The organism is Hymenobacter monticola (assembly GCF_022811645.1).
Lineage (GTDB): Bacteria > Bacteroidota > Bacteroidia > Cytophagales > Hymenobacteraceae > Hymenobacter > Hymenobacter monticola.
Genome location: NZ_CP094535.1, coordinates 19808 through 45401, shown reverse-complemented (window position 1 = coordinate 45401; position 25594 = coordinate 19808). Strand labels below are relative to the sequence as shown.

At 59.7% G+C, this 25594-nt stretch carries 26 protein-coding genes; 21 read left to right on the top strand and 5 right to left on the bottom strand.

The window, feature by feature from the left end; translation table 11 throughout:
- Nucleotides 1-464 precede the first annotated feature (464 nt).
- Genes MTP16_RS23615 through qatD form a run of 4 tightly spaced genes read left to right on the top strand, consistent with a single transcriptional unit; the run spans nt 465 to nt 5219 of the window.
- Nucleotides 465-2327 (top strand): KAP family P-loop NTPase fold protein, encoded by a 1863-nt coding sequence (locus MTP16_RS23615; protein ID WP_243520383.1) that lies wholly within the window; start codon nt 465-467, stop codon nt 2325-2327.
- Nucleotides 2327-3121: a hypothetical protein gene (locus tag MTP16_RS23610; protein ID WP_243520381.1), complete on the top strand. Its 795-nt coding sequence runs from the start codon at nt 2327-2329 to the stop codon at nt 3119-3121. The genes MTP16_RS23615 and MTP16_RS23610 overlap by 1 nt, the downstream gene beginning before the upstream one ends.
- A gap of 2 nt (nt 3122-3123) precedes the next feature.
- The gene (gene qatC, locus MTP16_RS23605; protein WP_243520379.1) at nt 3124-4494 is read left to right on the top strand and encodes a Qat anti-phage system QueC-like protein QatC; all 1371 of its coding nucleotides are present in this window, start codon (nt 3124-3126) and stop codon (nt 4492-4494) included.
- Nucleotides 4491-5219 carry a Qat anti-phage system TatD family nuclease QatD gene (qatD, locus tag MTP16_RS23600; protein ID WP_243520376.1) on the top strand — a complete coding sequence of 243 codons (729 nt, stop codon included), beginning with the start codon at nt 4491-4493 and terminating at the stop codon, nt 5217-5219. The genes qatC and qatD overlap by 4 nt, the downstream gene beginning before the upstream one ends.
- On the opposite strand, the gene MTP16_RS23595 is transcribed toward qatD, so the two are convergent.
- Nucleotides 5180-6346 carry an RNA-binding domain-containing protein gene (locus tag MTP16_RS23595; RefSeq protein WP_243520374.1) on the bottom strand — a complete coding sequence of 389 codons (1167 nt, stop codon included), beginning with the start codon at nt 6344-6346 and terminating at the stop codon, nt 5180-5182. The genes qatD and MTP16_RS23595 overlap by 40 nt on opposite strands.
- Before the next feature lie 922 nt (nt 6347-7268).
- Here MTP16_RS23595 and MTP16_RS23590 point away from each other — a divergent pair.
- The 7 genes from MTP16_RS23590 (at nt 7269) to MTP16_RS26120 (ending at nt 11096) form a co-directional block, all read left to right on the top strand.
- Nucleotides 7269-7712 carry a tellurite resistance TerB family protein gene (locus tag MTP16_RS23590; protein WP_243520372.1) on the top strand — a complete coding sequence of 148 codons (444 nt, stop codon included), beginning with the start codon at nt 7269-7271 and terminating at the stop codon, nt 7710-7712.
- Nucleotides 7713-7723: 11 nt separating this feature from the next.
- Nucleotides 7724-9145, top strand: a complete 1422-nt coding sequence (locus MTP16_RS23585) for a DUF4041 domain-containing protein (RefSeq protein WP_243520370.1) — start codon at nt 7724-7726, stop codon at nt 9143-9145.
- A 15-nt stretch (nt 9146-9160) separates the two neighbouring features.
- On the top strand, nt 9161-9361 hold the full coding sequence (locus tag MTP16_RS23580) for a hypothetical protein (RefSeq protein ID WP_243520368.1): 201 nt from the start codon (nt 9161-9163) through the stop codon (nt 9359-9361).
- Between the two features lie 14 nt (nt 9362-9375).
- A complete protein-coding gene (locus tag MTP16_RS23575) occupies nt 9376-9828 on the top strand; it encodes a hypothetical protein (protein ID WP_243520367.1) in 453 nt (150 codons plus the stop codon).
- Between the two features lie 376 nt (nt 9829-10204).
- Nucleotides 10205-10420: an SH3 domain-containing protein gene (locus tag MTP16_RS23570; RefSeq protein ID WP_243520365.1), complete on the top strand. Its 216-nt coding sequence runs from the start codon at nt 10205-10207 to the stop codon at nt 10418-10420.
- 65 nt (nt 10421-10485) lie between these two features.
- The gene (locus tag MTP16_RS26125) at nt 10486-10806 is read left to right on the top strand and encodes a DUF3892 domain-containing protein (RefSeq protein WP_380286582.1); all 321 of its coding nucleotides are present in this window, start codon (nt 10486-10488) and stop codon (nt 10804-10806) included.
- An 8-nt stretch (nt 10807-10814) separates the two neighbouring features.
- On the top strand, nt 10815-11096 hold the full coding sequence (locus tag MTP16_RS26120) for a DUF2158 domain-containing protein (RefSeq protein ID WP_380286581.1): 282 nt from the start codon (nt 10815-10817) through the stop codon (nt 11094-11096).
- Nucleotides 11097-11154: 58 nt separating this feature from the next.
- On the opposite strand, the gene MTP16_RS23565 is transcribed toward MTP16_RS26120, so the two are convergent.
- On the bottom strand, nt 11155-14019 hold the full coding sequence (locus MTP16_RS23565; RefSeq protein WP_243520363.1) for a CehA/McbA family metallohydrolase: 2865 nt from the start codon (nt 14017-14019) through the stop codon (nt 11155-11157).
- A gap of 213 nt (nt 14020-14232) precedes the next feature.
- On the opposite strand from MTP16_RS23565, the gene MTP16_RS23560 reads away from it, so the two are divergent.
- From MTP16_RS23560 to MTP16_RS23530, 7 genes are all read left to right on the top strand, one after another.
- The gene (locus MTP16_RS23560) at nt 14233-14700 is read left to right on the top strand and encodes a LexA family protein (RefSeq protein ID WP_198070507.1); all 468 of its coding nucleotides are present in this window, start codon (nt 14233-14235) and stop codon (nt 14698-14700) included.
- A gap of 31 nt (nt 14701-14731) precedes the next feature.
- Nucleotides 14732-16030, top strand: coding sequence for a Y-family DNA polymerase (locus MTP16_RS23555; RefSeq protein WP_243520361.1), 1299 nt, complete (start codon nt 14732-14734; stop codon nt 16028-16030).
- A 17-nt stretch (nt 16031-16047) separates the two neighbouring features.
- Nucleotides 16048-16395 carry a hypothetical protein gene (locus MTP16_RS23550; protein WP_243520359.1) on the top strand — a complete coding sequence of 116 codons (348 nt, stop codon included), beginning with the start codon at nt 16048-16050 and terminating at the stop codon, nt 16393-16395.
- A 227-nt stretch (nt 16396-16622) separates the two neighbouring features.
- On the top strand, nt 16623-17624 hold the full coding sequence (locus tag MTP16_RS23545; protein WP_243520357.1) for a PDDEXK nuclease domain-containing protein: 1002 nt from the start codon (nt 16623-16625) through the stop codon (nt 17622-17624).
- Nucleotides 17625-18066: 442 nt separating this feature from the next.
- Nucleotides 18067-18306 carry a hypothetical protein gene (locus MTP16_RS23540; protein ID WP_243520355.1) on the top strand — a complete coding sequence of 80 codons (240 nt, stop codon included), beginning with the start codon at nt 18067-18069 and terminating at the stop codon, nt 18304-18306.
- Nucleotides 18296-18622: a hypothetical protein gene (locus MTP16_RS23535; RefSeq protein ID WP_243520353.1), complete on the top strand. Its 327-nt coding sequence runs from the start codon at nt 18296-18298 to the stop codon at nt 18620-18622. Before MTP16_RS23540 ends, MTP16_RS23535 begins: the two co-directional genes overlap by 11 nt.
- Nucleotides 18623-18741: 119 nt before the next feature.
- Entirely contained in the window at nt 18742-19392 is a 651-nt protein-coding gene (locus MTP16_RS23530; protein ID WP_243520351.1) for a hypothetical protein, read from the top strand.
- 21 nt (nt 19393-19413) lie between these two features.
- Here MTP16_RS23530 and MTP16_RS23525 read toward each other — a convergent pair whose 3' ends face one another.
- The gene (locus MTP16_RS23525) at nt 19414-19656 is read right to left on the bottom strand and encodes a helix-turn-helix domain-containing protein (RefSeq protein WP_243520350.1); all 243 of its coding nucleotides are present in this window, start codon (nt 19654-19656) and stop codon (nt 19414-19416) included.
- Between the two features lie 108 nt (nt 19657-19764).
- Between MTP16_RS23525 and MTP16_RS23520 the strand changes: the two genes are divergently transcribed.
- The 3 genes from MTP16_RS23520 to MTP16_RS23510 all read left to right on the top strand — a co-directional run bounded on the left by MTP16_RS23520 (nt 19765) and on the right by MTP16_RS23510 (nt 21902).
- Nucleotides 19765-20343: a hypothetical protein gene (locus tag MTP16_RS23520; protein WP_243520348.1), complete on the top strand. Its 579-nt coding sequence runs from the start codon at nt 19765-19767 to the stop codon at nt 20341-20343.
- A 59-nt stretch (nt 20344-20402) separates the two neighbouring features.
- A complete protein-coding gene (locus MTP16_RS23515) occupies nt 20403-21134 on the top strand; it encodes a hypothetical protein (protein WP_243520346.1) in 732 nt (243 codons plus the stop codon).
- Between the two features lie 279 nt (nt 21135-21413).
- Nucleotides 21414-21902, top strand: a complete 489-nt coding sequence (locus tag MTP16_RS23510; RefSeq protein WP_243520344.1) for a hypothetical protein — start codon at nt 21414-21416, stop codon at nt 21900-21902.
- A 348-nt stretch (nt 21903-22250) separates the two neighbouring features.
- Here MTP16_RS23510 and MTP16_RS23505 read toward each other — a convergent pair whose 3' ends face one another.
- On the bottom strand, nt 22251-23414 hold the full coding sequence (locus MTP16_RS23505) for a DUF5712 family protein (RefSeq protein ID WP_243520342.1): 1164 nt from the start codon (nt 23412-23414) through the stop codon (nt 22251-22253).
- Nucleotides 23415-23602: 188 nt separating this feature from the next.
- Nucleotides 23603-24322: a hypothetical protein gene (locus MTP16_RS23500; RefSeq protein ID WP_243520340.1), complete on the bottom strand. Its 720-nt coding sequence runs from the start codon at nt 24320-24322 to the stop codon at nt 23603-23605.
- Between the last annotated feature and the right edge of the window lie 1272 nt (nt 24323-25594).

Sequence of the window (25594 nt, the reverse complement as noted above, 5' to 3'; positions counted from 1 at the left end):
TAGCATAGAGAACGCCTCTCGTATGAAATCAATGGTTTGATTTCATACGAGAGGCGTTTCTGTAAAATGGACAGTATGCTGAAGAAGATTGAGTTTAAAACCGAGTTCAAATCACCGTGGCGAGTAAAAATCCAGAGTGAAATGGCAAGGTTTAATCCACCTCGGCTTTGACCTTGCTACACGGACTGCCTGCACTACTGCAGTCGACATGGATGACTAAGCTCGGCGCAAGTATGTACCCTCCATTAAGAGACTTAGGTTGCATAAGTATCCATGCTCGATGGTCGGACTTAAAGACACATTTAGATGGTTCTAGTGAGATTTTTTAATCGCGATGGAAACAAAGCATTAAATTTCTATACATTTATTGTACAGAGGATGGGTTCTTGTAATAGATTGGACGGCTTTAACCAAATTTCATGTGGTCTGATAGTGAAACGACAAATGACCTGCTGGGCTTTCGGGTGCACGCAGACCTGCTGGAAACCCTGGTGCTGGATGATACTATTCTACCCGTAACTATCGGGGTGTTCGGAGACTGGGGCAGCGGCAAATCCAGCATCATGCGCATGATGGAAGCCCGGCTCAATGCCCTGGATGACGACACCGTTTGCCTCTACTTCAACGGCTGGGTATTCGAAGGATACGACGATGCCAAAGCCGCGCTGTTGGATTCCATCCTGAAAGCCTTCAACGATGAGAAGCGCTTTGGTCCGGAGGTAAAAGCCAAAGTAGCCCAGCTCTTCAAATCGGTCAATTGGATGCGCGTGATGGGGCTGGGCTTTAAAAACGTGGCCCTGCCGTTAATTCTAGCCCACATGGGGGGACCGGCGGGGCTGATGGCGGCCGTCTCGAGCGCGTTGCCTACCGGAATAGCGGAAAAACTAGGCCAGGCATTTGGGGGCAAGAAAAAGAAGAAGGACGACGACGACAAAGAAGAAAAGATAGACTTCAGCGCGTTGGTTAAGGAAGCACCCGACGAAAAGGCCATGCTGGTGCGGGAGTTCCGCCAGAAGTTTGAAGAACTGCTGGCCGAGACCAAAATCAAGCGGCTCGTCGTCCTCATCGACGACCTGGACCGCTGCAGCCCGGAACGGCTGATTGAAAACCTGGAAGCCATCAAGCTCTTCCTGAACGTTCCCAAAACGGCCTTCGTGATAGGAGCGGACCCGCGTATTGTCAAGCACGCGATTGAGTACCGCTACAAATCCCGCCTTACCGCCGACGAGCCCAGTCAGGCCGATGCCCGAACAGAGCGCATCAGCGACCAGTTCGTGAAAGACTACCTCGAAAAGCTAATTCAGATTCCGTACCACCTGCCCCGATTGTCGGATTCGGAAGTGGAAACGTACTTGTCCCTGCTGTTTTGTGAAAAGCACCTGGCCGTCCCGACCTACGGCCACGTGCTGAGCGCATTTGAAAAATTCCGCACCGCCAACCGGTACGGCGCTTTTGGTTTCGCGGACATTAATTCCCTGATGACCACCAAGGAAGCCGAGGAACTCAAGCGCAATGCGCCGTTGGTTACTTCGCTGGCCCCCGTTATTACCGAGGGGCTGAAGGGGAATCCACGCCAGATTAAGCGCTTCCTCAACTCCTTTACCCTGCGCACCCGCTTGGCCAATGTCGCCAAGTTTACCGCCTTTCGACTCGATGTGCTGGGCAAGCTCATGGTGCTCGAATACATCGAGCCGGATTTATTCCGGCAGGTTTACGACTGGCAAGCCACCCAGGATGGCGAATCCAAGGAGCTAACCGAATTAGAGAGAGTGGCCACGGAGGGCAAAGCAGAAGATATCAAAGGCCAGTTCGGCGCCCAATGGACCTCGACGCGGGTAGTGCGCTGGTTGAAGGTAGAGCCCAAACTGGCGGAGGTGGATTTACGAGATTATTTCTGGCTTTCCCGCGACCAGCTGTCTGGCAGCATCAGCGGGGCGTCACTCATCCCGCCCCTTATCAAAACCTTGTTCCGCGAGTTGATGGAGCACGCGTCGGAGACCATCCTTCGAACCTCCGCGCAGCAAGCGACGAGCAGCCTCAAGGAGCACGAGCAGGCACTGTTGCTGGACATGCTGGCTCAGGAGGTCATCAAGCGTCCAGCCGGGAAAGGCCACCGGGTATTGATTGATTTAATCATCGCGGGGATGCCCGCGGCGCTGTCCGCCTACAAAAGCGCCCTGCTTAAAACCAGCCACGAGGATATCCCCTTTTCCCTCCACAACACGCTCAGGCTGAACGCTGGGAAGGTCCCGGCTCTGCTGGAGTTGTACCGCGTGTACGCCCCAACCTCTAAAATTGGCAAAGCCATTGCTGGCGCAACAAAATAATGGGAACGACGCAACGCATTATTCCCGGGGTAACGGGCGAGCCCAACTGGGGAAACCTGAGCTTGGACATCACGACAGTCGCGAAGACCGTTGACAAACAAGGACAACTTGCTAACCAGCCACAGCCCAATGCCAAGCTGCAGCAAACGTTAAGTAAGCGAAAAGACCATCAAATTAAGCAAGCCGTTGGGCACTTGATTCAAGCCGCCGGCGGGCGGCGGGCCGTGAGCCGGGGCACTTCCGCCGCGACGGGCCGGGCCGGGACCCGCGTCGCGCGCCAGCTAACCCGGTTTTTCACGTTGGTTGGCACCAGCGGCCTTGGCGGGGCCCTGGCGACACCGGCCGCCCCGTTCAACTTTTCCGGGCTCACGGTCGCCGAGATTATTGACCGCATCATCCTGCTCTGTTCGGATGGCAGCACCGGGATGGACGAAACCGCGGCTATTGCCGCCTGCGGACAAGTGCTGGAACAGTTGGAGCAGCCGGGCCAGACCCCGCAACAATTCGAAGCCGCGCTGCAGACCCTGGCCGCCGGCAATGGGCTGGAAAAGCTTCTCTGCCAGTACTTCGGGTATTACATCTTCGAGCACCTGTCCCAGCGGTTCCAAGAGAAAATTACCCAGTTGAAAGGCTCCGCCGTTGCGGCCGCCACGTTTGACGAAATCAAAGAGGACATCCTCGGCCGGGTGCAGGTCATTGCCGCTGCGCGCCCGATTGCGCAAATCGACTGGGCCGGCCCACAGGGTAGCCAAATCATCGAAGACATTTTTGACAGCATTCTGGCCCTCTTCTAATCATGCAGATTGACCTTACCATTACGGCGCCCGCTGCCCTAGATACCGATAACTCCTTACGGGCAACCGTCGCTTTTCCCAACCCCCGGGCCGCCGCCAATATGGAAACGGCGACCATCGTCATCAAGTGCGATGAAATACTGGAATATTGCGCCCACGCATCTCCCGTGGCGTTTGACCTGTTGTTCCTGGCTTCGTGTGTCTACGGCATTGACCGCCTGATTGAACGGCGCCCTTACTCCGTGGATGGCTGGTCCCGGGAGCTGAGCATTTCGCTGCCGGTGTTGGCGACCACTGCTTGGCAAGGCAAAGAGGCTGACGTGGCCAAGCTGCTCTCGTTTCTCACCGGCGACTACTGGCAGGTCCAGTTCACCGCCAGCCCCCTAGTCCTTCCCGCGGCCAGTGCCGTGGCTTTTACGCCAGGGGGCATTGACCAGATTAACCTGTTCTCCGGAGGGCTCGATTCGCTGATTGGGGCCATCGACTTCCTGCACAACCAGCCAGCGAAGAAACTCCTGCTCGTGTCGCATTACGACCCCAACATGCACGGGCCAAAAAGCGACCAACACAAGCTGGCGCAGGAATTGACCACCCGATTCCCTAATCAGTTTACGTGGAGTAATTCGGTTGGGGTATTCCTGGAAAATGCCACGCTCGCCCATCAGGAGAACACGCTGCGCAGCCGCTCTTTGCTTTTCATCAGCCTAGCGGTGCTGATGGGTGACGCTGTTGGGGGGAACGTTCCCATTGGGGTGCCCGAGAATGGCAGTGTGTCCCTGAATTATCCGCTGAGTGCCTCGCGCCGCTCGTCCTGCAGCACCCGTACGACTCACCCCCGGGTCATTCAGGACATCGCTCGGCTGCTCGCGCAGTTGGGCCTGTCAGCGGCTGTTGCAAATCCCTACGAGTTTCAGACCAAGGGGGAAATGGTGGCCGGGTGTGCGGATTTACCCTTCCTGCTCTCGATTGTGGGCGAATCCAACTCTTGTGGCAAGCGGGGCCACCCCCGGGGCTGGTTTCGGTTAGGCTCTTCCCACTGTGGGGTGTGCATGCCATGCGTGTACCGCCGGGCGTCCCTACTCGGGCACCCAGACCCCACCACCTACGGCAATAACTTAGAGGAGTTGAAATACGACGCGACGTTTCAACGACTGACCACCAAACGGGGCCAGGACCTGGATGCCTGTTTGTCCTTCCTCGCGACGACGCTCACCCCGCGCCAGATTCGAACCGAGTTGCTCGTCAACGGCATTGATGATTTGGTGAAGCTGCCTGGGTACGCCACCTTGGTCGGCAAGACGCGGCAGGAACTAGCGGCCTGGGTAAGTACGTGCCCTGAGCCTAAATTGCGCCAGAAAGCCGGCCTCCCATGATTGACGCACATTGCCACATCGACTTATACCCCAATCCCCTGCAGGTAGCCCGTCGATGTGAACAAGCGGGCGTCATCACCCTGGCCATGACCAATTTGCCGAGTCACTTTGCCCAAGGAAGGCCGCACTTACTGGGCTTCCGCAAAATTCGGTTAGCATTGGGTCTTCACCCACTTCATGCGCCACGGCATCAAGCCGAATATGAGTTGTTTAAGCAAAACCTGGCGCTGACGTCCTACGTCGGCGAAGTCGGGCTTGATTTCAGCCGGGACGGAGTCGCCACCAAGCAGCAGCAACTGCAAAGCTTTGCCTTTGTCCTGAAACAGGTTCAGGGCCAGAAAAAGCTGCTGAGCCTCCACTCCCGGGGGGCCGAGTCGGAAGTTCTGGCCATGCTCGTTAGTGCAGGCATCCGGTTGGCGATATTCCATTGGTACACCGGCCCAGTAGCCACCCTGAAAAATATTAGCGCACACGGGTACTATTTTTCCGTCAATCCAGCAATGATTCGCTCGGAAAAAGGGCGACAGATAATAGCCAGCATTCCACAGGAAAAGTTATTGACCGAAACCGATGGGCCCTTCGTTCAGGTTAGCAATCGGATTGCAGAGCCGGGCGACGTGGCAATGGTAATCCACTACTTGGCCGCTCAGTGGGGCTTATCTTCTGAAGAGGTTGTGCGTCGGATTCAGTCAAATTTTTCCAATCTGATTGCGGGCTTAAAGTAGTCCGTGGAGGAACGCCAGGCAGAGTAGAGTTGCCCTATCTGGTCAATTTCGAGCAGGTCGATTACCGGAGAATAACCATCCCGCGCTATCTCCTGCGCTGCCAGTTGCGCGCTCAGCCCCGGTAAGGCATCGGCTAGCTGTTCTTGGTGAGCGTCCAGATAATTGTGAAACGCCTGTTGCTCGTCCTGGTCGCGGAACACCAGGAAGGGTGCCTTGCTCCCCCTGGATTCCATCCCCGGCCGTTTGGCCGTGAGGAAAGCGAGAAAATCTCCGGCGGGCGTGCTTCGGTTATAATAGTGATACCACATTTCGCGGCCTAGCAGGAGTACTTGCTTGATGGCTGGGGACGGCAATAACAGCCTCATCTCATCCAGCTTTACATATTCCAGCTCAAAAAGCTTGGTCGCGTTGTAGAAAAATTCAGCGGTACCCAGAAACGCGTTTCTGTTTGGAAAAGAGTAGTTATAAGCCTCCCAAAAGAGTTCGGTAGCCGAGAGCTTAACCTGATAGGCAGGGAAAGACCGATGATAAGCATCGGATTTGCTGTCAAAGTCGACTTCCCAACCTGCAGGCTCGTGCAGTAGCTGCCGCATTCGCTCCATCGGCAAAACATCCATGCCAAACCGCTGCTGCCACATCTTTTCGACTAGGACTAAATCGGCCGACTTATCCATAGCCGTATTCCGGTCTCCGTCTCGGGTGTAAATGTGCTGGCGCACGCGACGTTTTCCTTCGACATAATCTTCGGTCAGCCAATAGGGTTTAACAGGCCTATCCGCAATAATTAGCACCTCTACTTCCAAGCCATATAAGACCAGCGGGACCAACTTCAACGCTGGTCGATTGCCTCCTGCAAATTGTTGGCCTGCCAGAAAATCGAGGTAGTCCGCCTGAGTTTTTCGGCTTTTTGTGGGGTCCAGCCCCACAGTGGTAGCTCCGTTCGCATGGTCCTCGACGCCGAAAATAAGAAACCGGTCACCTTGGTGTAGGGAGTTGGCCAAGCAAAGCACGTCGTGCAGCAAATCCGCCTTGTTATCGTGGGGCTTAACTTTGAAGTCCCAATAGTCACCCTCGCGCTTGGAGGCTATTAACTCCCTGATAATTGGCTCTAAACTAGCCGGATTCATACGTAGCAAAAGAGGTGACAGTTAGGTTGCTAAAGATAAGGCATGTTTTCAACCTCCTGCTTGGCCTATTCTTACCCGGTGTTCGATGCGGCTTAAGGCAATGACTTACTACACTTACCCCCTCGTAAAAAAATTGTGTCCCCTCTATTCCTGTTTTCCCAATTCCTTGGATACTGCTGTACGAAAAACTACCTAATTCCGAACGGCTAAGGTGCGGCCCTGAAACCGATGCAGCGGTGGCGTCCGAACGCTGCCGACGGACAGGTTTTCCGAAACCGTCACAATAGCTTCATTTGCGAATGCCGTCGCCGAATTGCTCCTTGCTTCCGCGAATGCGTTCACCAGCTGCTGGCCAAGCTGCGGAAACCCCAGAAGCATCAACAAAGCCCGGGCCCATGGTCAGGGCTTTGTCTTTTCTAGACACGCTCATTCTATTTGAGCCGTTTCGCTGAATGATTAAGCGAGGCTTTCTTAGTCGCGTTGTGAACTTGCGTGGCGTAATGGTCAGTCGCTTTGACCCCGTGAATGCCCGCATACACGCAGAACACGGCAAAGCCTGTCAGACTTACCACCACCGGTGCCCTTACCTACCCTTGCCGGGCGCTGCGCCAAAACCACGTCGTGCTGTGCACATGCGGGAATCAAGTAAATACGATAAAGGCCATGGGCGGCTACCATGCTACGACAACGTTGGGGTTGCCATTAAGAGGACGGCTCCCGGCGTGTCGTATCGGTGCCGTTGCAATGAGCTTAATAGCAAAATAATTCTCATTATCCCATAATGAGATATTGTCCTATTTTGGGATAATTTGGTACTACAATGGAATATGTGTAGGTTTCGCTGATATAGCAAAAAAGTGTATTTCTTTTCTATTGAATACCAGCTTTCATTTCTCGCATCACCAAAATCTCCCCGCAGCCCATGGGCCTCTTTGACAAAGTATTCAGCAGCAATGCTGTTCAGACTAACCCTTTTACTGACCCGCGCGAAGCCTTCTTTGCCGTTCTCTATGCCTGTATGTCGGCCGATGGGAACGTGGACGACGAAGAGATTAATGCCTTGGTGGTGCTAACCCAACAGAAGGCATTGTTCCGGGGCGTTAACGTGTTGGATATGTATCGCCGCATTGCGCCCAAAGTGGTGGCCTTGGGTGCCCGTAAAGAAACGGTGACCCTGGCAGCACCTCATGTACCCGTTGACTTGCGCGCAACCCTCTTTGCAAACTGCGTGGACTTCGCCGCTTCCGATGGCGTTGTGGGCGCCGCCGAGCAGGTCATCCTCGAGCAGATTGCGCAAGCGTTGGGTTTGGATGAGCAGGAAAGCACCAACATCCTGGGCGTCATCCTCCTCAAGAATAAAGGGTAAGCGGCGAAGCCATGAACACCGCACTCCTCCTAGGCCTCGTTTGCGCGGCCTTAGCCATTGGGCTTTACCTAATCTGGAAAAAAGGGAAGTTGCACGCCGCTGACCGCGATGCGGCTCGCCAGGAGCGTGACGCGGCACGGGCGCAAATCGCCGCGCTGGAGGAACGGTTCCGGCCGGTCGTCGATGCCGATGCAGAGGGCCAGCGAATCGTTAGTGAAGCGACTGCCGAGCGGGCGCGCATCACCCAAGAGTTAGCCGATACCCGCGACCGGTTGACGCAAAACATCTCGACCCTGGCCGACCAGCAGGAAATCCAGCAGCAGGAGCAGCGTGACTTACAAAAACGCATCAACGAATTGCAGGCCGAGTTTGCGGCGTTGGATGAACAAGCCAATCTGCAGTCGTTTGGCTTCTACAAGCCCAAGTTCGACTTCGTGACCTCAGTCGAGTATCAGCAGAAGCTGGAACACACGCGCATCGCCCAGAAGAACCTCATCACGGCGGGCACGGCGGCTACCTGTTCCACCGAATGGACCGTCAACGGCAGTGTCGTGGAGGGACGCAAGAATACCGCACAGTACCTCAAACTCATCTTACGGGCCTTTAATGGCGAGTGCGATGCCGCCATTGCGCGGGTGAAGTTCAATAACGTGGGGGTGATGGAGTCCCGCATTCGCAAGTCGTACGAGGCCATCAACAAGATTAGCAAGTCTCAACACAGCAGCCTTTCGGAGAGCTATTTAGACCTGCGCTTGCGGGAGCTGTATCTCATTCACGAGGTCCAGGAAAAGCTTCAGGAGGAGAAAGATGTGCAGCGGCAAGTCCGGGAGCAGATGCGCGAGGAGGAAATTGCGCAGCGCGAACTGGAGAAAGCCCGCACCGATGCCGAGAAGGAGGAAAAGCGCTACGCCGATGCCTTGCGCAAAGCCCAGCTGGAAGTGGAGCAGGCGACCGGCGAAAAGCAGCAGAAGCTCTTGGCGCAGATTGCGCAACTTCAGCAACAACTCACCCAGGCCCAACAAGTGAAGCAACGGGCCATCTCGCAGGCGCAATTGACGCGCTCTGGCCACGTCTACGTCATTTCCAACATCGGCTCGTTCGGCGAAGACGTGTACAAAATCGGCATGACGCGCCGCTTGGAGCCGCTCGACCGGGTCAAGGAGCTCGGTGATGCGTCGGTTCCGTTTCAGTTTGATGTGCACGCCGTCATCTACTGCGACGATGCCCCGAAGCTGGAAAATACCCTGCACCGGCTCTTTCATCACCGGCGGTTGAATCGCATCAACGAGCGGAAGGAATTCTTCCGGGTAACGCTGACCGAGATTGCGGAAGCCGTGAAAGCGAATCACGGGGAGATAGACTTTCTGCACGAAGCCGAAGCGCAGGAGTACCGCAAGACCATGGCGCTGCTGAGCGAGGCACAGGCAGTCTAATTCACTTTACGCGACATGTTCTACTTCCCAATCATGGTTGGCGGCCTGCTGCTAACATTGGCCGCACTGCTCATTATTGCCTACACCAGCGGCATCCGCAAAGGGCATAAAAATGCCCGCCAACCTCTTGAGGTCGCACACGTCCGGATTCAAGAATTGGAAGGCCACCTCCGAGACAAGGAGGCCATCATCAACTTTCAGCGTCGCAGTCACTAATCATTCGACATCCAATGCTCAAACCGCTACTGCCTATCTCTGCGCTTATCTTTCTCGCGCTAACTCAATCCTGCTCCCAAGCCAACTCCCACGGCAACGATTACACCGTTGAAGTGCCAGCAGCCCGTCCCAAAACCGCCGCGGAGTTACGCGCCGAATTACTCCAGCGCGAGCAGTCGGCGCCGCAGGAGTACTTGCAAGTGCAGGGCACGCACCACCGCAACTTCATCAACCAGCTCGTGCTCGAAGGCGACATCACGAACCAAGCCACGCTGGCCCGATTCAAAGACCCGGTCTTATCGGTCACCTGGTACTCCCAAACCCAGACCGAATTGGGCACCCAGCAGTACCCCATCTACGAGCTCGTGCGCCCGCAAGGCACGACGCATTACAAGCTGAAGACGGCTGCGCCCAACGAAGTGGCCACCGTAAGCATTGGCATTGCTGGCGCGACGGCTATCGACTAATTCATCTTTTAACAGGTTCTACCGAATGAAACTGCTCCTACTGTTCCTTTCTCTGCTCTTCACCGGGGCCATACCACCGAACGATGGCGGTGGAAAAGCAAGCCACGCCACTCCCCGCAAGGCCTCGTTCCGTCTTGCTAATCCATTAGCCAAACTGGCCCGATGCTCTGGCGACGCCTCTTGCCGTGCTTGCTCCAATTGCAACTACTGTGGCCACTGCGCCGGTGGCGGGGGAACCTGCGGCGTGTGCGCCCCATCAACACCGCGGCGTACTTATCGCTCTCCTTCCCGAGCATCCACCAAGACAAGCCGCTCCTATCGAGGTGGGGGCTCAGGCCATGTGTTAGCGCCGACGCCCTCCAAGGTAGCTATCGGAGTGAGTGGGGACTACTACGTGGCCGCTACGACGCTTAACCTGCGGGCAGCGCCATCTGCTGATTCTGCGGTTGTTCGCGTCCTGGAACGCAACGATGTGGTGACGGTGCAGGAACTCACCAACGCGAAGTGGGTGAAGGTGAGCACGACGACGGCCGAGGGCGAAGTAGAAGGGTACTTATCGCGGGCCTACCTGTCGGAAACCGAGACATACTAGCCGCGGTGTTCATTCTGCGCAACGCACTCACTTCAACTCACTTTTTTGCTTAAAAAACCAAAATCATGGCTACATACAGAATATCCGGCGTTTGGACAGGCTCAGGTGGTGTAATTACACATTACGCTGTTCATACAGTAGCAGACACTACTAAGAACACTGTCACGCTGGCGAGCAAAACGTCTAAAGCGGATGCTATTCGGCTTGTAGAGCAGGCCAGCAATATCGTAACAACATTGGTATGGAATTCTACAAACAAGGCTTGGTACCATGGGGAAATCGTCCACGTTGTTGGTAGTGGGAGTAGCAAGTATTTGCGTTCAAAACCAGACAGTAGTTTGACGGATAATCTGGACCATTTGCCCAATTTCTCACTGATTTACTAATATCCCCTATGCCAAACAAAAGGCCCCGGACCACCAGCCGGGGCTTTTTCGTAGCTTGGCGGCTCACTTTACCAACTCGTTCTTGTATGGCCAGCACAATCCTACACTTAGCAGGAGACAAAGTTCAATTAATAACCGGCGGGCCGGCTTTAGTGGTGCTAAACGCTGCCTACGGCAATACACAAGACTGCCAGTGTGCTTGGTTTACGAAGGAGGGCGAATATAGGACAGCACTCATACCTCATATGGCGTTGCAAGCCGCAAAAGCGGGCGGCATGTCTTGGTCGTAACATACACAGCCCCGGCTTCACCAAAGAAGACGGGGCTGTTCAGGTTTGACCAGAAACGTTATTCCACTATCAGCTTGCAGTGAGCGGTGCCGGCGTTGTATGTAAGCTGCACCGTATAAAGCCCCGGTGCCAGCGTTGGCACTGCCAACGTGTGTGGCCCAGCCACCTGCTGCTGGCCAGTTGCTAGGCTCACCACCTTTCGGCCTATTGCGTCCACTACATCTGCCCGCACTGTACTGGCCGCCGGTAGGTAGTAGGACAGTGTTGCCGTGCCCGCCGTGGGGTTCGGAAACACCGCCAATGCCACCTCCTCGGCCCCTGGCGTTGTGGCCGTGATGATGCGCCGCGTGTACCACACAGGGGAAGTGACAATGCTGTCCCCGTCGGCCTGCGCCACCACCGCGTAGTAATACGCCGTGGTGTTCACGCCCTGCGGGTCTACGTAGCTCAGCGCCGTGGCGCCGGCCGCTGCTGTGGCCACCACCACCGGCTTGGCCCCGTTGCCCGGCACCCCGCGCAGCACCTGCACCGAGCTGACCGGCTCGTTATCGGCGTCGCTCACGCTCACGCTCATCGAGGCCGGCGCCTGGTCGGCGTAAATCGAGCCCATGGGCTGGCTGTTGAGGGTGAAGCTCACCTCCGCGTTCCAGTCGTCCGAGGCATAGAAGTGCCGCTGCCGCAGCGCGTCCATGATGTCGGCCTTGGTCAGCGCCGGGGCCAGCACCACCAGCCGGGCCTGGGTCGTGCGCAGGAAGGTCGTGTTGTGGTTGTCGTGGTCGATGCTGATGCCGGTGTGGTAGCCCTTGGCCAATAGCGTCTGGAAGTAGGGCGTGTAGCTGCCCCGCGAGGGGTTGGTGTAGCTGGTGTTGGTCGACGTGGCCGGCCCCGAGCGCAGCACCGTGCCCACGATGGCCGAGTCCGCCCGCGGGCTGAACGCCGTGCCGGTCAGGTTGCCGTAATCCGTGCGGTTGGGGTGGGCCAGCGTCGCAAAGGCGCCCGGCCGCCGGTTGATTTCCCGGAACAGCGCCTGGTAGTCGTTGCGGGGCGTGAGCACGTCGTAGTTGCCCGGCTCCCAGCCCAGCAACTGGTTCACGCCGTACACCACCACGTGGCCGCCGCCCGAAATCACGCCCCACTCCATCCCGTACAGCGCCACGAAGCTGTTCGTCGTGGCCTGGTCGGCCTGCTGCAGGCCGCGCGCGTAGTTGGGCAGGCTCATGCCCGCCCCGGCGTGGTTGTGCTCCGAGATGCCCAGAAAGTCGGTGTGCAGCGAGGCGTCCGCGTACTGAAAATCCTGCAGGGGCGTCGTGGCCAGCCCGTCCTGGTTGCCGTCCGAGTAGCTGCTGTGGGCGTGAATGTTTCCGCGAAAAGGCAGCAGCGTGCCCACCGGCGGCACCGGCACGTTGTACACCACCGTGGCAAAGAAGGAGGTCATGTAAATGGCCGAGCACCCGGCCCCGTTGTAGCCGAACACTGTCACCCGGTACTGGGTCCCGGGCACCAGGTTCGTCACCGTCACGCTGGTCGTGGTGCTCGGGCCGGCGTACACCACAAACGCCCCGCCGCCCAACCCGCTGCCCCCGCCGTAGTTCGGACTGCCCGTGTAGCCCGTCGCATTCGCCGGAAAGGTCCCTGCGGGTCCGGTTGGCTGCACCACCACCAGCGTGTTGGCCCCGTTGCCCGGCGTCCAGCCAAAGGTGGCCGACGTGCGCCCGGCGGCCGTCGCCGTGCCATTGCTCGTCGCCACCGTGGGCGAAGCCGCCAGCACGCAGGGCGCGGTGGTAAACGTACCCGTGGCCGGCGTCGCCTGCCGGTAGTTGGTCGTGCAACCCGTGCCCAGCAGTTCGTACACCTGGTAGGCATAGGCCGTGTTGGGCAGTAGGTTGGTGACGTTCACCGTGCTGCCGCTCCCGGTGTAGACCACGAAGCCCCCGGTCCCCAGGCCCGACCCGCTGCCAAAGGCGGCGTTGCCATTGTACACGCTGCCATCCGCCGGGGCGGTCGCCGCCGCGCTGGCCGGCCGCACCACCACGAGGCGCCCGGTGCCGTTGCCCGCCGTCCAGCTCAGCGTCACCCCCGAGCTGGTCAGGTTTGAAGCCCCGGCGGCCGTCGCGCCCTGCGTTGGTTCCGGCCCCAGCGTGCACGGCGCCGTCACGTAGAGGTTGTCAAACACCGCATTTTCCGCCGCCGTCGTGGCATGGTTCCAGAAGCAGCCCACCCACGGCAGCGCCGTGGCGGCCAACGACGAGTCCTTGCGCACGCCGATGCGCACAAACGTCGCGGTGGTCGGGTCGTCAAAGCTGGTCGTGTTGGCGCTCACTTCCAGCGTCCAGTTGTCCTCGTCCGGAGCGTAGAGTACCCGCACCGTGTGCGCCGGCCCGGCCGTGGCTCCCGCCGCCACTGGCACGCTCACCGCCGCCAGCGTGCGCAGGTTGGTGGGGCCTACCAGCCCGCCGGTGTAGCGCACCAGCTTCAGGCTGTCCGGCGCGCCCGAATTGCCATACACTACCGCGTAGCCGTTGCCGGTGGTGAAGTCCGCCGCGCTACCGGCCAGCACGAAGGCCGCCCCGTAGTTATTGGGCCCGAACCCCGACGGGTTCGGCCGCGACTGCTGCATGTTAAAGAGCCAGGTCAGCTGGTCGGCATTCTGGCGCAGCACCGGGCTGTAGCGGCTCGATACGTCGCGCGACACGTAGTCCTTGCCCAGCACCCCGCTGCTGAGCTTGAGTTGGTTGCTCACAATGGAAGCGCCCGTGCCGGCCGTCGTTTCGGTTTCCAGCCAGCCCGCGCCCACCGTGGGGCTGTCCGGCCGGTTAAAATCGTCCAGCAAGGTGGGGGCGGGCGCTTGCGCCAAAACGGCGGCCGGGGCCAGGAGCGCCAGGCCACTGACCAGCCAGCGGCGAAGGGTAACGGAAGAAATCATATAGAAGGGGAGAATTGACAATCAAGTTACGGCCATACGCACGACTCTGCCTTTGGGTGATGTCCACCACGTAATCCGGCGCGACCGTTCCCGCATCGTTTTCGGACTTCTTTTATCAAACGGCCAATGTGCTAACTATTTATTTTAGCCATTTTTCATACTAATTTTATTAGCAGCGCGTATTATTGTGGTACTGCCCTATTGATGCCCCCTATGCGAAGTGTCCAGTTAATCCCCGTTCACGCCCACCAAACCCCCTTTCTCCTGCCGCTCTTCAGCTGCACGGTCTCCGCGGGCTTCCCCTCGCCAGCCTCCGATTACACGGACGAAGTCTTTGACCTCAACCGCCTGCTGCTGCGCCACCCAGACGCCACCTACCTGGTGCGCGTCAGCGGGGAGAGCATGAAGGACGCCGAGATTCACGAGGGCGACCTGCTGGCCGTCGACAAGCAGCTCGAAGCCGACCACAACCACATCGTCGTGGCCGTGGTGGAGGGCGAGTGCACCGTCAAGCGCCTGGTCTGCGAGCACGGCACCTGGTGGCTCAAGCCTGAGAACCCGGCCTACCAGCCCTGGGAAATCCACGACGCCGGCGACGTGAAAATCTGGGGCGTCGTGACCCACGTGCTCCATGAGCTGATTCCCGGCAAGCTGGCCGCGCTGCTGCGCACGCGCGACTAATTTTTCCCGGTTTCTCCTCCTCTCCTACCCGATGTACGCCCTGGTCGATGCCAATAACTTTTACGTGTCCTGCGAGCGGGTTTTTCAGCCCCGGCTCGATGGTCGTCCCGTGGTCGTTTTGTCAAATAATGATGGCTGTCTGATATCCCGCAGCGCCGAAGCCAAGGCGCTGGGCCTGCGCATGGGCGACCCGTACTTCCAGGTCAAGCCCCTGCTGGAGCAGCACCATGTAACCGTGTTCTCCAGCAACTACGCCCTCTACGGCGACATGTCGCGCCGGGTGATGTGGTACCTGGGCCAGGTGGCCCCGGCGGTGGAGGTCTACTCCATCGACGAGGCCTTCCTGGACCTGCACGGGCTGGTGCCATTCGTGGTCGAGAGTCTGGATGCCTACGCCCGCACCGTGCGCGCCAACGTGCTGGCCCGCACCGGCATCCCGACCTGCGTGGGCATTGCCCCCACCAAGACGCTGGCCAAGCTGGCCAACCGGCTGGCCAAGAAACTGCCGGCCCTGGGCGGGGTGCTCCACCTCGACTCGGAGGACCGCCGCCGCTGGGCGCTGGAACAGGTGGCGGTGCAAGACGTCTGGGGCATCGGCCGGCAGTACGCCACCAAGCTGCACGCGGCGGGCATCACTACCGCGGCGGCGCTGGCCGGCTGCACCGAGGCCTACGCCCGCCGGCACCTGGGCGGGGTGGTCGGGGCCCGGCTGGTGCGCGAGCTGCGGGGCTACCCCTGCCTCGGGCTGGCCCCGAGCGAGGACGGCACGCTGGCCCGCCGCAGCCTGTGCTGCTCGCGCACGTTTGGCCGGCCCCTGAGCGCGTTTCCCGACGTGACAGGGGCCGTGAGCGCCTTTGCTTCGCGGGCCGCCGAGAAGCTGCGCCGCCAGGGTGACGCGGCCCACCTGCTGACCGTGTTCCTGGGCAAGAGCCGCTACGGGCCGGAGCCCCCGCCCTACTCGTGTTCAACGACCCTCACGCTGCCGGTGGCCACCAGCGACACCGTCGCGCTGGTGCGCTACGCCCGGGCCGCGCTCAAGAAGCTCTGGCAGGCCGGCCATCGCTACACCAACGCCGGGGTCGTGCTCGACGGGCTGGAGCCCGCCGGCCAGGCCCAGCTCGGTTTATTTGAAGTGGCGCCGGTTTCGGAAAAGCGCGCCCGCCTCATGGCCGAGCTCGACGCGCTGAACCGCCGCTTTGGCAAAGGCACGGTGCGCCTGGCCGCCACGGCCCTGGCCCCCGGGCAGGTCGTGTCCCCCTGGGAAGGCCAGGCGCAGTGGCGTACGCCTCAGTATACCACCCGGCTGGAGGATTTACTCCTCGTTGGCTAAATAGGCCTCTGCGCACCATGTCCCCGATTGTCGCCCACCCCACCGTAGAAGAACAGTTGCTCGCCGATGCCATCCTACGGCACCGCCCGCTGGCGCTGGCTCCGGCTTTACAGGCGGCCCTGCGCGTCGCCGGGGAATACGTGCCCGAAGAAGAAGCCGTCCTGCTGCAAGCTTACGCCGACGCCATTGCCATCGACATGGTGCCCGACGGCTACCGCTACGTGCGCCGAGATGGGTTGCCGCTACTCGGTCTGGGACCGCTCGAATTATTCACCGAGCCGGGCAATCCGCAGCTACTTACACGCTGTGCCGTCTGGTACGGGGCCGAGGCGCGGGCCGAATGGTACCGCCGCGGTGGCACGTAGTTTCGCGCTATGTGCTGCCAGTCCCAATTATACACTGCGTTGCGGCCATCACTGCCCTTTTCATGAGGTTTTAAGAGCTTCCAGGTAGTGCCGAACGTTACGCAATAGGCCATCTTTACCTGGGGAATGGGCTGCTCTACCGGATAGCAAAACCGCTGCCCAAGTTATCTGCTACCCATTTTTAATTGACTAGTCAGGAAACCGTTCACCCACCAGGCCTTTGCCACATGCTTATAAAACCTGAATTAGTGACCGCTGTGCGCAGCCTTATCACGCAGGCACGTGAACGTGCAGTGCGCGCCATCGATGCCGAGCGAGTTCTTCTGTATTGGCATATTGGGCAGGTCATTGTGGAAGAAGAGCAGCACGGCGCCGACCGGGCCGCCTATGGCAGTGGTCTTATCAAAGGCTTGGCAGCGGAGCTACAGCCGCAATTTGGCAGCGGGTTTTCGGGGCGGCAATTGGAACGCTACCGCCAGTTTTACCGCACCTTCCCCATTGCGTCCGCACTGCGGACGCAATTGAGCTGGACGCACTACAAAACGCTTATCAGCCTCGACAATCCCGACAAGCGCGAGTTTTACCTGGCCGAAGCAGCCAAAAACAACTGGTCGGCCCGGCAACTGGAGCGGCAGGTGAACAGCCAGCTCTTCGAGCGCCTGCTGTTGAGCAACGACGTAGCCGCCGTGCTGGCCGTGGCCCGCCAGGAAAAGCTGCCCACGGAGGCCCGCGACATCATCAAAGACCCCATGGTACTGGAGTTTCTGGGCCTGAAGCGCGAAGCCGCTTACTATGAGCGCGACCTGGAAACGGCCCTGATAACGCACCTGCAGGAGTTCCTGCTGGAGTTGGGCAACGGCTTTTCGTTCGTGGCACGGCAGCAGCGGCTGCACCTCGACGGCGACGATTTTTTCGTGGACCTGGTGTTCTACAACCGGCTGCTGCAGTGCTTCGTGCTGGTCGAAATCAAGACCGACAAGCTCACCCACCAGGACCTGGGCCAGCTCCAGATGTACGTGAACTACTACGACCGGCTCGAAAAGCTGCCCCACGAAAACCCCACCATCGGCATCCTGCTCTGCGCCGACAAGAACGACGCGGTGGTGAAAATCAGCCTCCCGGCCGATAACCAAACCATTGTGGCCAGCAAGTACCAGCTGTACCTACCCACTGAGCAGGCATTAATGGCAGAGGTGAAGAAGGAAATCGATAAACTGGACCAACTATAGGTCACCACGCTCATGAGGCTGACTGAGTTTTATCCAAAATTCTAATCCTTTAGGAAGCCCAAATTGCGGGCTTCCTGGAGTGCTAAGGCTCGGAGTAAAGTAGCGGCCTTCATGCCTCTGTACTTGGCGACTTTGCCGATTATCTCCTTTTCTTCCTCTGTCACCTCAACCCCGATTTGGGGCTTACGAGGCTTCTTTTCGGCTTCTTCACTTCTCATCTTACAAATGTAGTACATATGTAATATGCCTAAAAATACTTAGTAAACACTAGAATTTACTTGTGTTTACTAAGTCCGCATGTATATTTGTGTTGCTCAACGAGAGCAGCCTACTCCGTACGTAAGCAAAAGAGGCCATCCCCGGCAAGGGATGGCCTCCGATATAGCACCTGTTTAGAGCAGGCACTACGGTTGGGTTCTTGCAAACCTTACCCCAAAATTACATGGAAACGCATGTAACCGGGCAACCCGTGCTTGGCGAACTACGCCATGCCCTTTCCGCCGTGTTCTTCGGCAACCCGCTCTTCTCGCCCCAGGAGCAATTATTGGCCAACCACGACATCCACGAGTGCGAGGATGCCCGGCAACTCACCCGCTGGTTGCGGAGCCTGAGCGCCGCGATTGCTCACCGGCGCTCAGCCGACCTCTTCTCCACCCCTTCACTAGCCGGGTATGTGGTATAGCAAACAGCTGCGGCAGGTCCGCCGCGCCCGCAAGCTGGCCCGAACCCAGCAACACCAGCTGGTTGCCTTGGAGCTGGAAGGCATCGTGGCCCTCACCCTGCACTCGGCTACGCAAACGCTGACCGTGCCCATCGAGCGGGCAGCGGGGGCGCAAGTGGTCGACACGCTCCGCGAGGCCCTGCGCGAACGCCGTCAGGTCCTGAAAACCGAAGCTCGGCAGCTGCGCCAGGATTGGTGGGAAAGCGAAATGCTGCGCGCCCGGCAGGAGAATTCTCCCCCCGACCAACCGCTCGCCGGCGAGCAGACCGCTCCCTAGCGCCCCGACCCGCTCCCGGCGGCTCCATCCGCAACGCCCCTTCGCTGGGCGTTGCACGCTCACGCACCTTCTCATTTTTCCATTACAGGCGTCGCTATTAGCGCGTCCACGTCCTTGCTATGCCCCATTGTTTCACCTTGCCCGCCCCGCCCGTGCGGGTGCGCCTCCCCTATTGCCAAGCCACCGCGGCCCAACGGGCCCTGGCTGTGGACTACCTGCAACAGCGCCTGGCGGCCCACTTTCCCACCCTGCGCGTCAGTTCCTGGCCCGCTGCGCTGGCCGACCACCAACCCGACCTGTGGCTCAGAGGTTCTGCTGTGGCCCTGGCCGAAACGGACTTGATTCAACTGGCCCAGCACCTGGCTGCCGCCCCGGAGCTGCCCGTGCTGGACCCACCGCTGTACGGGCTGCCGGCCCTGCACCTGGCCCAGTACACCCTGCAGTGCAGCGAACTGGCCGTTTGGGCGCTCGCCGAAGTAGCGGCGGGTGCCACGGCTTGTGGCCCTCGGCTCTACGCGCTGCTGCGCCGCCTGGCCCACCCCAGTCCCCTCGCCGAACAAGTGGTGCAGGCCTGGTGCTGGAACCTGGCCAGCGCGCCGCCCCTCGTACCGGGCATTCCGGGCGCTCCTCCCCGGCCGGACAGTGCCGAAATCGAGCACCTGCTGGGCCGGCTCAAATCCCCCGAAAGCTCCTGTGCCGGCAACGGCGCGGGGACCCGCCTGCTCCCAAAGAACTCGTTCTCTTGGCCAGCGGCGTGGCTGGACCGGTAACAAATCATTGCCTTCCGGCGCTTATTCCGCGGCCGTCCGGGGGGGCACTGAAAACTGCATCAGTTCGCTGAGCGGGATTTCCAGCCCCTGGGCCAGGGAAGCCAGCACATCGAGCGTGGCGGAGTAGCGGGCCGTCTCCAGCCGGTAGATAGTCGGTTTGGACACGTCGCACACGTCGGCCAGCGCCTGCTGACTCCACCCCCGCGCCTCGCGCAACCGCCGCAGGTGCTGCCCAAAGGCCTGCAAAACCACCTCGTTTTTCACTACGGCAAGCTGACCCCAAAAAACAGCCGCTTTGTAGTCACGTGTGATTACAAGCAAGGCTTTTCCTGTACCTTGCGTCCCTTCCCTTACCGTCACCTCCGCCATCCCATGCAATCCACTGCCCCGCAATCCACTACCCCGCCCCGCCTGACACCCGCCGCTCAGTGCCTCTCCTTCGCGCAAGCCACACCCGCACAGCTCGCCCAAGCCGAGCGCGCGGTCCGGGATGCTCTGGGGGGAAAGTTCCCCCCCGTGCACCGGGGGACGTGGGCCACCGCGTTGGCAGCCCTGCAACCCGACCTGTGGGCGACGGCGGACACTGTCTCCCTGGACGCGCACACCCTGGCCCGCGTCGCGGACCACCTGGACGCCCTGCCGGCCGTCGTCCACGCCCGGGCAGGTCACGGGCCGCGCCAGCTCCATTACACCCGGCTGCCGATGAACTGCCCGGACGAGGTCCTCCGCGCCCTGGCCGAGCTCGAAGCCAACCCGCGGGCGGTCGGCCCCGCGGTTTACCAGCTGGTCACAGATGTGGTCCGGCGCTACGCCGAGGCCGACGCGTTTGGCTGGGCCACAGTCCGGGCCCCGCGCGAGGTCGACGGTGCAGACCCCGCCCAAGCCCGCGCCGCTCTCCTCGCGCGGGTAGAGGCGCTGGACCGCGCCCGTGGCGTGCCGAAAGCCGCATAGCGACTCAGGTGATTTAGTGCCTTGCGTGGGCCGATTTTTCTCCTCTTATTATTCCCTTTATGGCTTCTATACTTCTGGGCGAGCGCCTCACCCAACTTCGCACGACTTTAGCCAAGGAGTCTCTCCTTCCGGCTTTCTACACGCGGGCTAGCGTGGCCAACGCCGCTGGGGTATCCGCCGACGCACTCGCCCGGTTGGAGAAAGAGGGGGGTGGCACGGCGACGACCTTGGCGGCCGTGCTCCGGCATTATCAGCACAAGGGCGTTAACCTGGCGTGGGTGCTGGAGCCCGACAACACGGAGGTTCCCCTCTACGGGTTCCGCGACATCTTCCAGGACGACCCGCTGCCCCGGGCCCAAAAGCCCCTCGCCGCCCTGCATCGGCTCCTGCACCCGGTCATGACGGAGCTGGACGCGGGCCAGACGCTCACGCCCCACGCCGTGCGCGCGCTGCTGACGCAGGTGGGGCACGGCATCCGGCACGCCCTCGAGTACCTGCTCCCGCGCCGGGGGCTGCTGCAGGGCAAAGCAGATTGGCGCACTTACCAGCGGCTGCTGCCGCCGGTGCCGGCCCAGTCGGCCGGGTGGCGCCCGGCGGCGATGTTTGCCGTGCCCTCTCACTACTACGAAGCGGGCGAATCCCTGCCCCGGTGCGGCGACGTCGCGTCCTATTTGGCCCATGACCCGGGCCGGAAGAAGGTTGCTGGCCGCGATAAATGCCGCGCCTGTCAGCGCCGGGGGAGCGAAGCCCCGTCCTCCGTCGCACGGCGCACGGCGGAGAATGCCCCGTAGCCCGTTGGCAAACCACCCCGGCAGAACCGGCGACTGTGCACAAAATCCGCCCGCGCGACACCCAGTGGGCGGCCGACTCAGCCGCGCCTGTTTCCTGCCCACCCGCCGTCATCCAGGCTGATTTTATCCGTGTACCGCTCTACTTGTATCGGACTGGTCTAGCACCGCGTCGGGCCGATTCTGTACGCTTGACACGCTACTGCCAGGGCCGCCCAACTCGCCCGCACCGGCCTCCAGGCACCTCCGCTCAGCTCCTCCTTCTTCCTTTATTCCGTCCTTATGCAACCCGCGACTGCTAACCGCCTGGACCTCCGCGCCATCCCCTACCGCTGGGCCACGCCCGGCCAACACGCCCAGGCCGTCCTCTGGGTGGCGGAGCACCTCCACCACCACTTTCCCACCCTGTCCGTGACAGCGTTGTCGGAGGCTTTCCACCAGTTTCAGCCCGACCTGTGGGAAAGCCGCGCGGGCATCGACCTCGACTACGTGGACCTGGCCCGGCTCACCCAGCACCTGGCCCACTCGTCGCTGGTGCCCGAACTCGACCCGCCCATCTACTGTAGCGATGCGTGCTACCTGGCCGAGGTCTTTGACTACCTGAAGGGAGTGGCGACGGGGCTGCGCCCCGAACTGGAAGCCGGCCCCCTGGCCCATAACGCCCAGTTGGTGGCGTTGATTGAGCGGTTGGCGATTGGGAACGCGGTCGCCGAACGCGTGCTGCGGGAAACGAGTAACAAGCCGCAGCGGACGACCACTGACCCGGCTTGAAGCAGGGAAGGCGCGTTGAACCTACCGGGGAGAGACTGACGGTCCCTGCCATCATCGGCCAGCCGGCAGCCCGGTAGCCGGACGTTCCTACAGCCTTGCGCTGCCACGCCGTGGTCCTGAACCAGGCGGGCAAGCACCAGGACCGGTACGCGGAAGCACGGGCTTGGCTGCGCCGCCACGCCATGCCCAGGAAGCACCGTTCATCCGTTTGACCCGGTGCCCGGTGCATCGGCCGGGCGCGGGCTGCTCCGCGTCGTCCCCCGCTTTTCCACACGGTCAGCCAGGCCTTTTAAAAGCGGAACAGCATCCCCACAAAATAGCACTTTGCACAGGGGAAGACCTGGTACTCTACCATTCCCACTCCTGTTCCGATTCCTGCTTTTTTTCTGCTTCGCTGCGCACGTCCTGCGTTCGGGTGGGGGGAACCATTGCCCGGCTCAGCCGCTGGATGGAGAGCGCAAAAGCGGCAGCGCTGCCGCCCCGAATTTGCGGGCTATTATCCGCGTTGGAATAGGCAGGTTGCGGCTCGGGAACGGCGCTCAGGCCGCCGTCCATTCGCAACTGGGGCAACCGGCTCACCCGGCCCGTGGTCAGGTAGCCATAGGGGTCGGGCGTGTACTTCCCCTTCTCGGCGTTGCGTTCGATTTGCCCCAGGGTGGAATAGAACACCTGGTCGTACTGCCGCTCTTTGGCAATGCTTTTCACCCGGCTGGCATCCAGGTGCAGGCTGGGGTCGAGCTTGGAATTGAGCCGGGCAACCTGCCCGTCGAGCCGGGCATCCTTGGCGGCCATCTGCTCCGGGGTTAGGGGCTTTTTCTCCTGCCGGTTGGCTGCGGCCTTGCGCGTTATTTCCTCTTTTTTCTGCGCCACCAGTTGCGGCCGCGTCGGCTGGGGCCGGCTTACGTCGTGGGCGGTCACGCGCCCGAACTGCACTTCCATCTGGGTGACGGCTTCGGCCTGGAACTGCACCCGGCTAAATCGGTCGGCCCGCCCCAGGGGGTTGAGCGTAATTTTCTGGTCGGCGTCGCGGGCGGAAACCATGACGTGGACATGGGTTTGCAAGCCCTCTTTTTTCTCGCCCTGCACGCCCTCGTCGGTGCCCCGGTTCTTCCGTTCCTGGTGGATGGTCGCGGCCCAAACCAAGTTAGACTCGCCCAGTTCCTTCCCGTTTTTAAGGGTGAAGTTTTTCGCGTAAAGGTCCATTACGTTCTGGGTGTAATGCTCCAGCGCCTTGGGGTCGTTGCCAATCAGCAGCAACTCGTCAGTGCTCGGGCTCAGCACCAGCGAGTGAAACTTGGGGTCGTCTTTTCCCAGGCCCTTCACGTTGCCGTCGAGCGTTTCCACCACCTCGGCCGCCGTCTTGGGCTCGGTGCCGGGGGCTCCAAAAAAGGTAGCTTCGCCGCCGGCCTCCTTCGCTTCTTTAGCCAAGTAGCTCGCGCACCGCTGGGAACTGCCCGCGTTGTTATAGACTTTGCGGCCGTTGGTTGCGGGGTTGATTACCTTGGCATACATCAGCAGATGGGGAAGGGCATGAGAGAAAAATGAGCCGGTTATAGCGCCAGTTGTAAGGCCAAAAGGGGGGCCGCTGCATTCGGCCCTGCCTCCAGTTGTAAGCGCAAAAAGGGTGGAACGGGCCGAGGGTTGTAGGGACGGGTTCCACCCTTTTGCTCCGACCCCGGCCCTAGGAACCAAGGACGGAATTACGATTTGGCCGGGCCTGCTGGCGCTGGTGAGGCCGGGACAACCGGCTTGGGCGGCGCCGGTGTGACGGCCCGTTTGGCGGTGGGCTGGGGCGTAGGAACTGCGTTGGTTTCGGCGAACTTGACCATTCTCGTCTTCAGTCTTTGTGTCCGCTCACTATCGAATGCCTTCTTCATCTGCTCGTAGCGTTCGGCCGGAAGCTTGGTTAAATCAACTTTTCCAGTATCCCCCACATACGACATCGTCGCCAACTGACGTGTAATGTTTGCTTCCATGAACACCTTGAACATCTGCTCGACCACTGGCGCAAGCAGGTTGGTTTCGACCGTGACCTGGTGCTGCAAAATGTTGCTTTCGATAAGCTCCATGTAGCCGTAGGTTGCCTGTTGCTGCTGCTGTAAAAAGGTGTAAAGGTTGCTCTCCCACGCCCGGATTATCTTAATCAGACGGTTGCCAATCTCCACGTTCAGCTCCTTAACGGCCAACGTTTCTTGGGCCACTTTGCTTGACACGTTGGCCAATCCGTGCGGCCGCTCCTTCATCGGGTTGAGCCCGGTTTCCGCAAAATACTTGATGCAGGCACTCGCATATTGCCCCTTGCCTACCTTGACTTTTTTCGCTGCCTTCGTGAGCATATGGACCGCTTCGGCATCCAAGCGCACAATAGGGCTGTCCTCTTTTTTTTCCTTTTTTGATTCGTTTGGGGCTTGGCTATCCATGATGATGCTTTCTTGAATTATTTGGGATTCTAGGGAACTTTGTAACAAAAATGGAATTGACTTTCAATTAGATAAGATGATAAGTTACAAATTGAGCTAACTACTTCATTTAGGTAATTTATGGAAGCCTATAAATCAAGGCTATTGTTACAGAAATAAAGCTACTAATCAATAACTTACGGTAGTATGTTACATGCAAACTCTGTTTGTCACTGACAATCAATGCGGTAGCTTTGATTTCAGGCGTTCCTCTCGCTAACTATTGCTAGGATTAGGTTTTTCGGAACCCTTTGTCGTCCCCAAGCTACGACTATCCAGGGCTACTTCCTACTACTGCCTGCCTTCTATGCAGACTAGCCCTATCCGTTCACCAGAGCCTCACCACGCTACTCCGGCTTCCACCTGCACCCCCGACTAGCCTCAAGCCGTGCCCTTCTCCCAGGCGCTTTTTTCCGCTACCCTCTCTAGCCGGCTACCACTACCCATCGAGCACTACCGCTACCAACTAGCCCATCCGTTTCTTCGACCTGGCCCTACTTCTGTTCTTTCTGCCGTGACCCTGGCCACCTCGGTTTCTGCCAGCGCTCCTTTTCGCTCCCCTCCCCAGCTGCACCACCACCGCCCATGTACCCCGCCCCAACGTTTCACCTGCACCCGGTTTTTTCCGACTACCTCCACCTGAGCCGACACACCGCCCCCCCCCCCCGCAGAAACTCGACCAACTAGCTCCCCACGGCCCCTTGTTCAACTACCCAGCTACTACCATTTCGGCCATTGTATCGCCCCGCTTCCTCCGTGCCTTTATGCTTCACTGGTGACTCTCTCTACCTGGGCCAGTTCTACTCCTACCCCCCCCACCAGCAGGCTATCCAATTTGACTCCAGGCCCCACTACACCACCTCTATCCACCTCGCCCCTGTGCTCAATCATCGACCAACCACAACTGATTACCTGGCCGGTTTTTCTGCTGCCCGCTCCATTTTCTCCCCCGCCTACTTGAGCCACTACTGCCACTAATTCGCCTTAGCCATTTTCTCCCCCGCGTTCCGTTTTTCAACTTCCTGACGCCGGCCCAACTTCCCAATTTTGCCCGTTACTGCTCTTTTGCTTTGGAGTGGTTTCGGGTCTTTTTTTCACTGGCCATTTTCTGCTCGGCTCCTTTTCTAGCCCGTTTCTTTTTCTCCCCCTACCCCGATTTTACTTCGACTACTCATCGACCCTCCTGCCATCTTTGCCCCCTACCACCCATCGCCCAAATCACCCACTTTTCAT

Coding starts and splice junctions, on each gene's coding strand:
- MTP16_RS23500 (WP_243520340.1), bottom strand. CDS start 24,322: ATGGATAGCCAAGCCCCAAACGAATCAAAAAAGGAAAAAAAAGAGGAC.
- MTP16_RS23575 (WP_243520367.1), top strand. CDS start 9,376: ATGCTCAAACCGCTACTGCCTATCTCTGCGCTTATCTTTCTCGCGCTA.
- MTP16_RS23590 (WP_243520372.1), top strand. CDS start 7,269: ATGGGCCTCTTTGACAAAGTATTCAGCAGCAATGCTGTTCAGACTAAC.
- qatC (WP_243520379.1), top strand. CDS start 3,124: ATGCAGATTGACCTTACCATTACGGCGCCCGCTGCCCTAGATACCGAT.
- MTP16_RS23595 (WP_243520374.1), bottom strand. CDS start 6,346: ATGAATCCGGCTAGTTTAGAGCCAATTATCAGGGAGTTAATAGCCTCC.
- MTP16_RS23610 (WP_243520381.1), top strand. CDS start 2,327: ATGGGAACGACGCAACGCATTATTCCCGGGGTAACGGGCGAGCCCAAC.
- MTP16_RS23565 (WP_243520363.1), bottom strand. CDS start 14,019: ATGATTTCTTCCGTTACCCTTCGCCGCTGGCTGGTCAGTGGCCTGGCG.
- MTP16_RS23550 (WP_243520359.1), top strand. CDS start 16,048: ATGTCCCCGATTGTCGCCCACCCCACCGTAGAAGAACAGTTGCTCGCC.
- MTP16_RS26125 (WP_380286582.1), top strand. CDS start 10,486: ATGGCTACATACAGAATATCCGGCGTTTGGACAGGCTCAGGTGGTGTA.
- MTP16_RS23510 (WP_243520344.1), top strand. CDS start 21,414: ATGCAACCCGCGACTGCTAACCGCCTGGACCTCCGCGCCATCCCCTAC.
- MTP16_RS26120 (WP_380286581.1), top strand. CDS start 10,815: ATGCCAAACAAAAGGCCCCGGACCACCAGCCGGGGCTTTTTCGTAGCT.
- MTP16_RS23530 (WP_243520351.1), top strand. CDS start 18,742: ATGCCCCATTGTTTCACCTTGCCCGCCCCGCCCGTGCGGGTGCGCCTC.
- MTP16_RS23555 (WP_243520361.1), top strand. CDS start 14,732: ATGTACGCCCTGGTCGATGCCAATAACTTTTACGTGTCCTGCGAGCGG.
- MTP16_RS23535 (WP_243520353.1), top strand. CDS start 18,296: ATGTGGTATAGCAAACAGCTGCGGCAGGTCCGCCGCGCCCGCAAGCTG.
- MTP16_RS23505 (WP_243520342.1), bottom strand. CDS start 23,414: ATGTATGCCAAGGTAATCAACCCCGCAACCAACGGCCGCAAAGTCTAT.
- MTP16_RS23585 (WP_243520370.1), top strand. CDS start 7,724: ATGAACACCGCACTCCTCCTAGGCCTCGTTTGCGCGGCCTTAGCCATT.
- qatD (WP_243520376.1), top strand. CDS start 4,491: ATGATTGACGCACATTGCCACATCGACTTATACCCCAATCCCCTGCAG.
- MTP16_RS23545 (WP_243520357.1), top strand. CDS start 16,623: ATGCTTATAAAACCTGAATTAGTGACCGCTGTGCGCAGCCTTATCACG.
- MTP16_RS23560 (WP_198070507.1), top strand. CDS start 14,233: ATGCGAAGTGTCCAGTTAATCCCCGTTCACGCCCACCAAACCCCCTTT.
- MTP16_RS23515 (WP_243520346.1), top strand. CDS start 20,403: ATGGCTTCTATACTTCTGGGCGAGCGCCTCACCCAACTTCGCACGACT.
- MTP16_RS23520 (WP_243520348.1), top strand. CDS start 19,765: ATGCAATCCACTGCCCCGCAATCCACTACCCCGCCCCGCCTGACACCC.
- MTP16_RS23580 (WP_243520368.1), top strand. CDS start 9,161: ATGTTCTACTTCCCAATCATGGTTGGCGGCCTGCTGCTAACATTGGCC.
- MTP16_RS23540 (WP_243520355.1), top strand. CDS start 18,067: ATGGAAACGCATGTAACCGGGCAACCCGTGCTTGGCGAACTACGCCAT.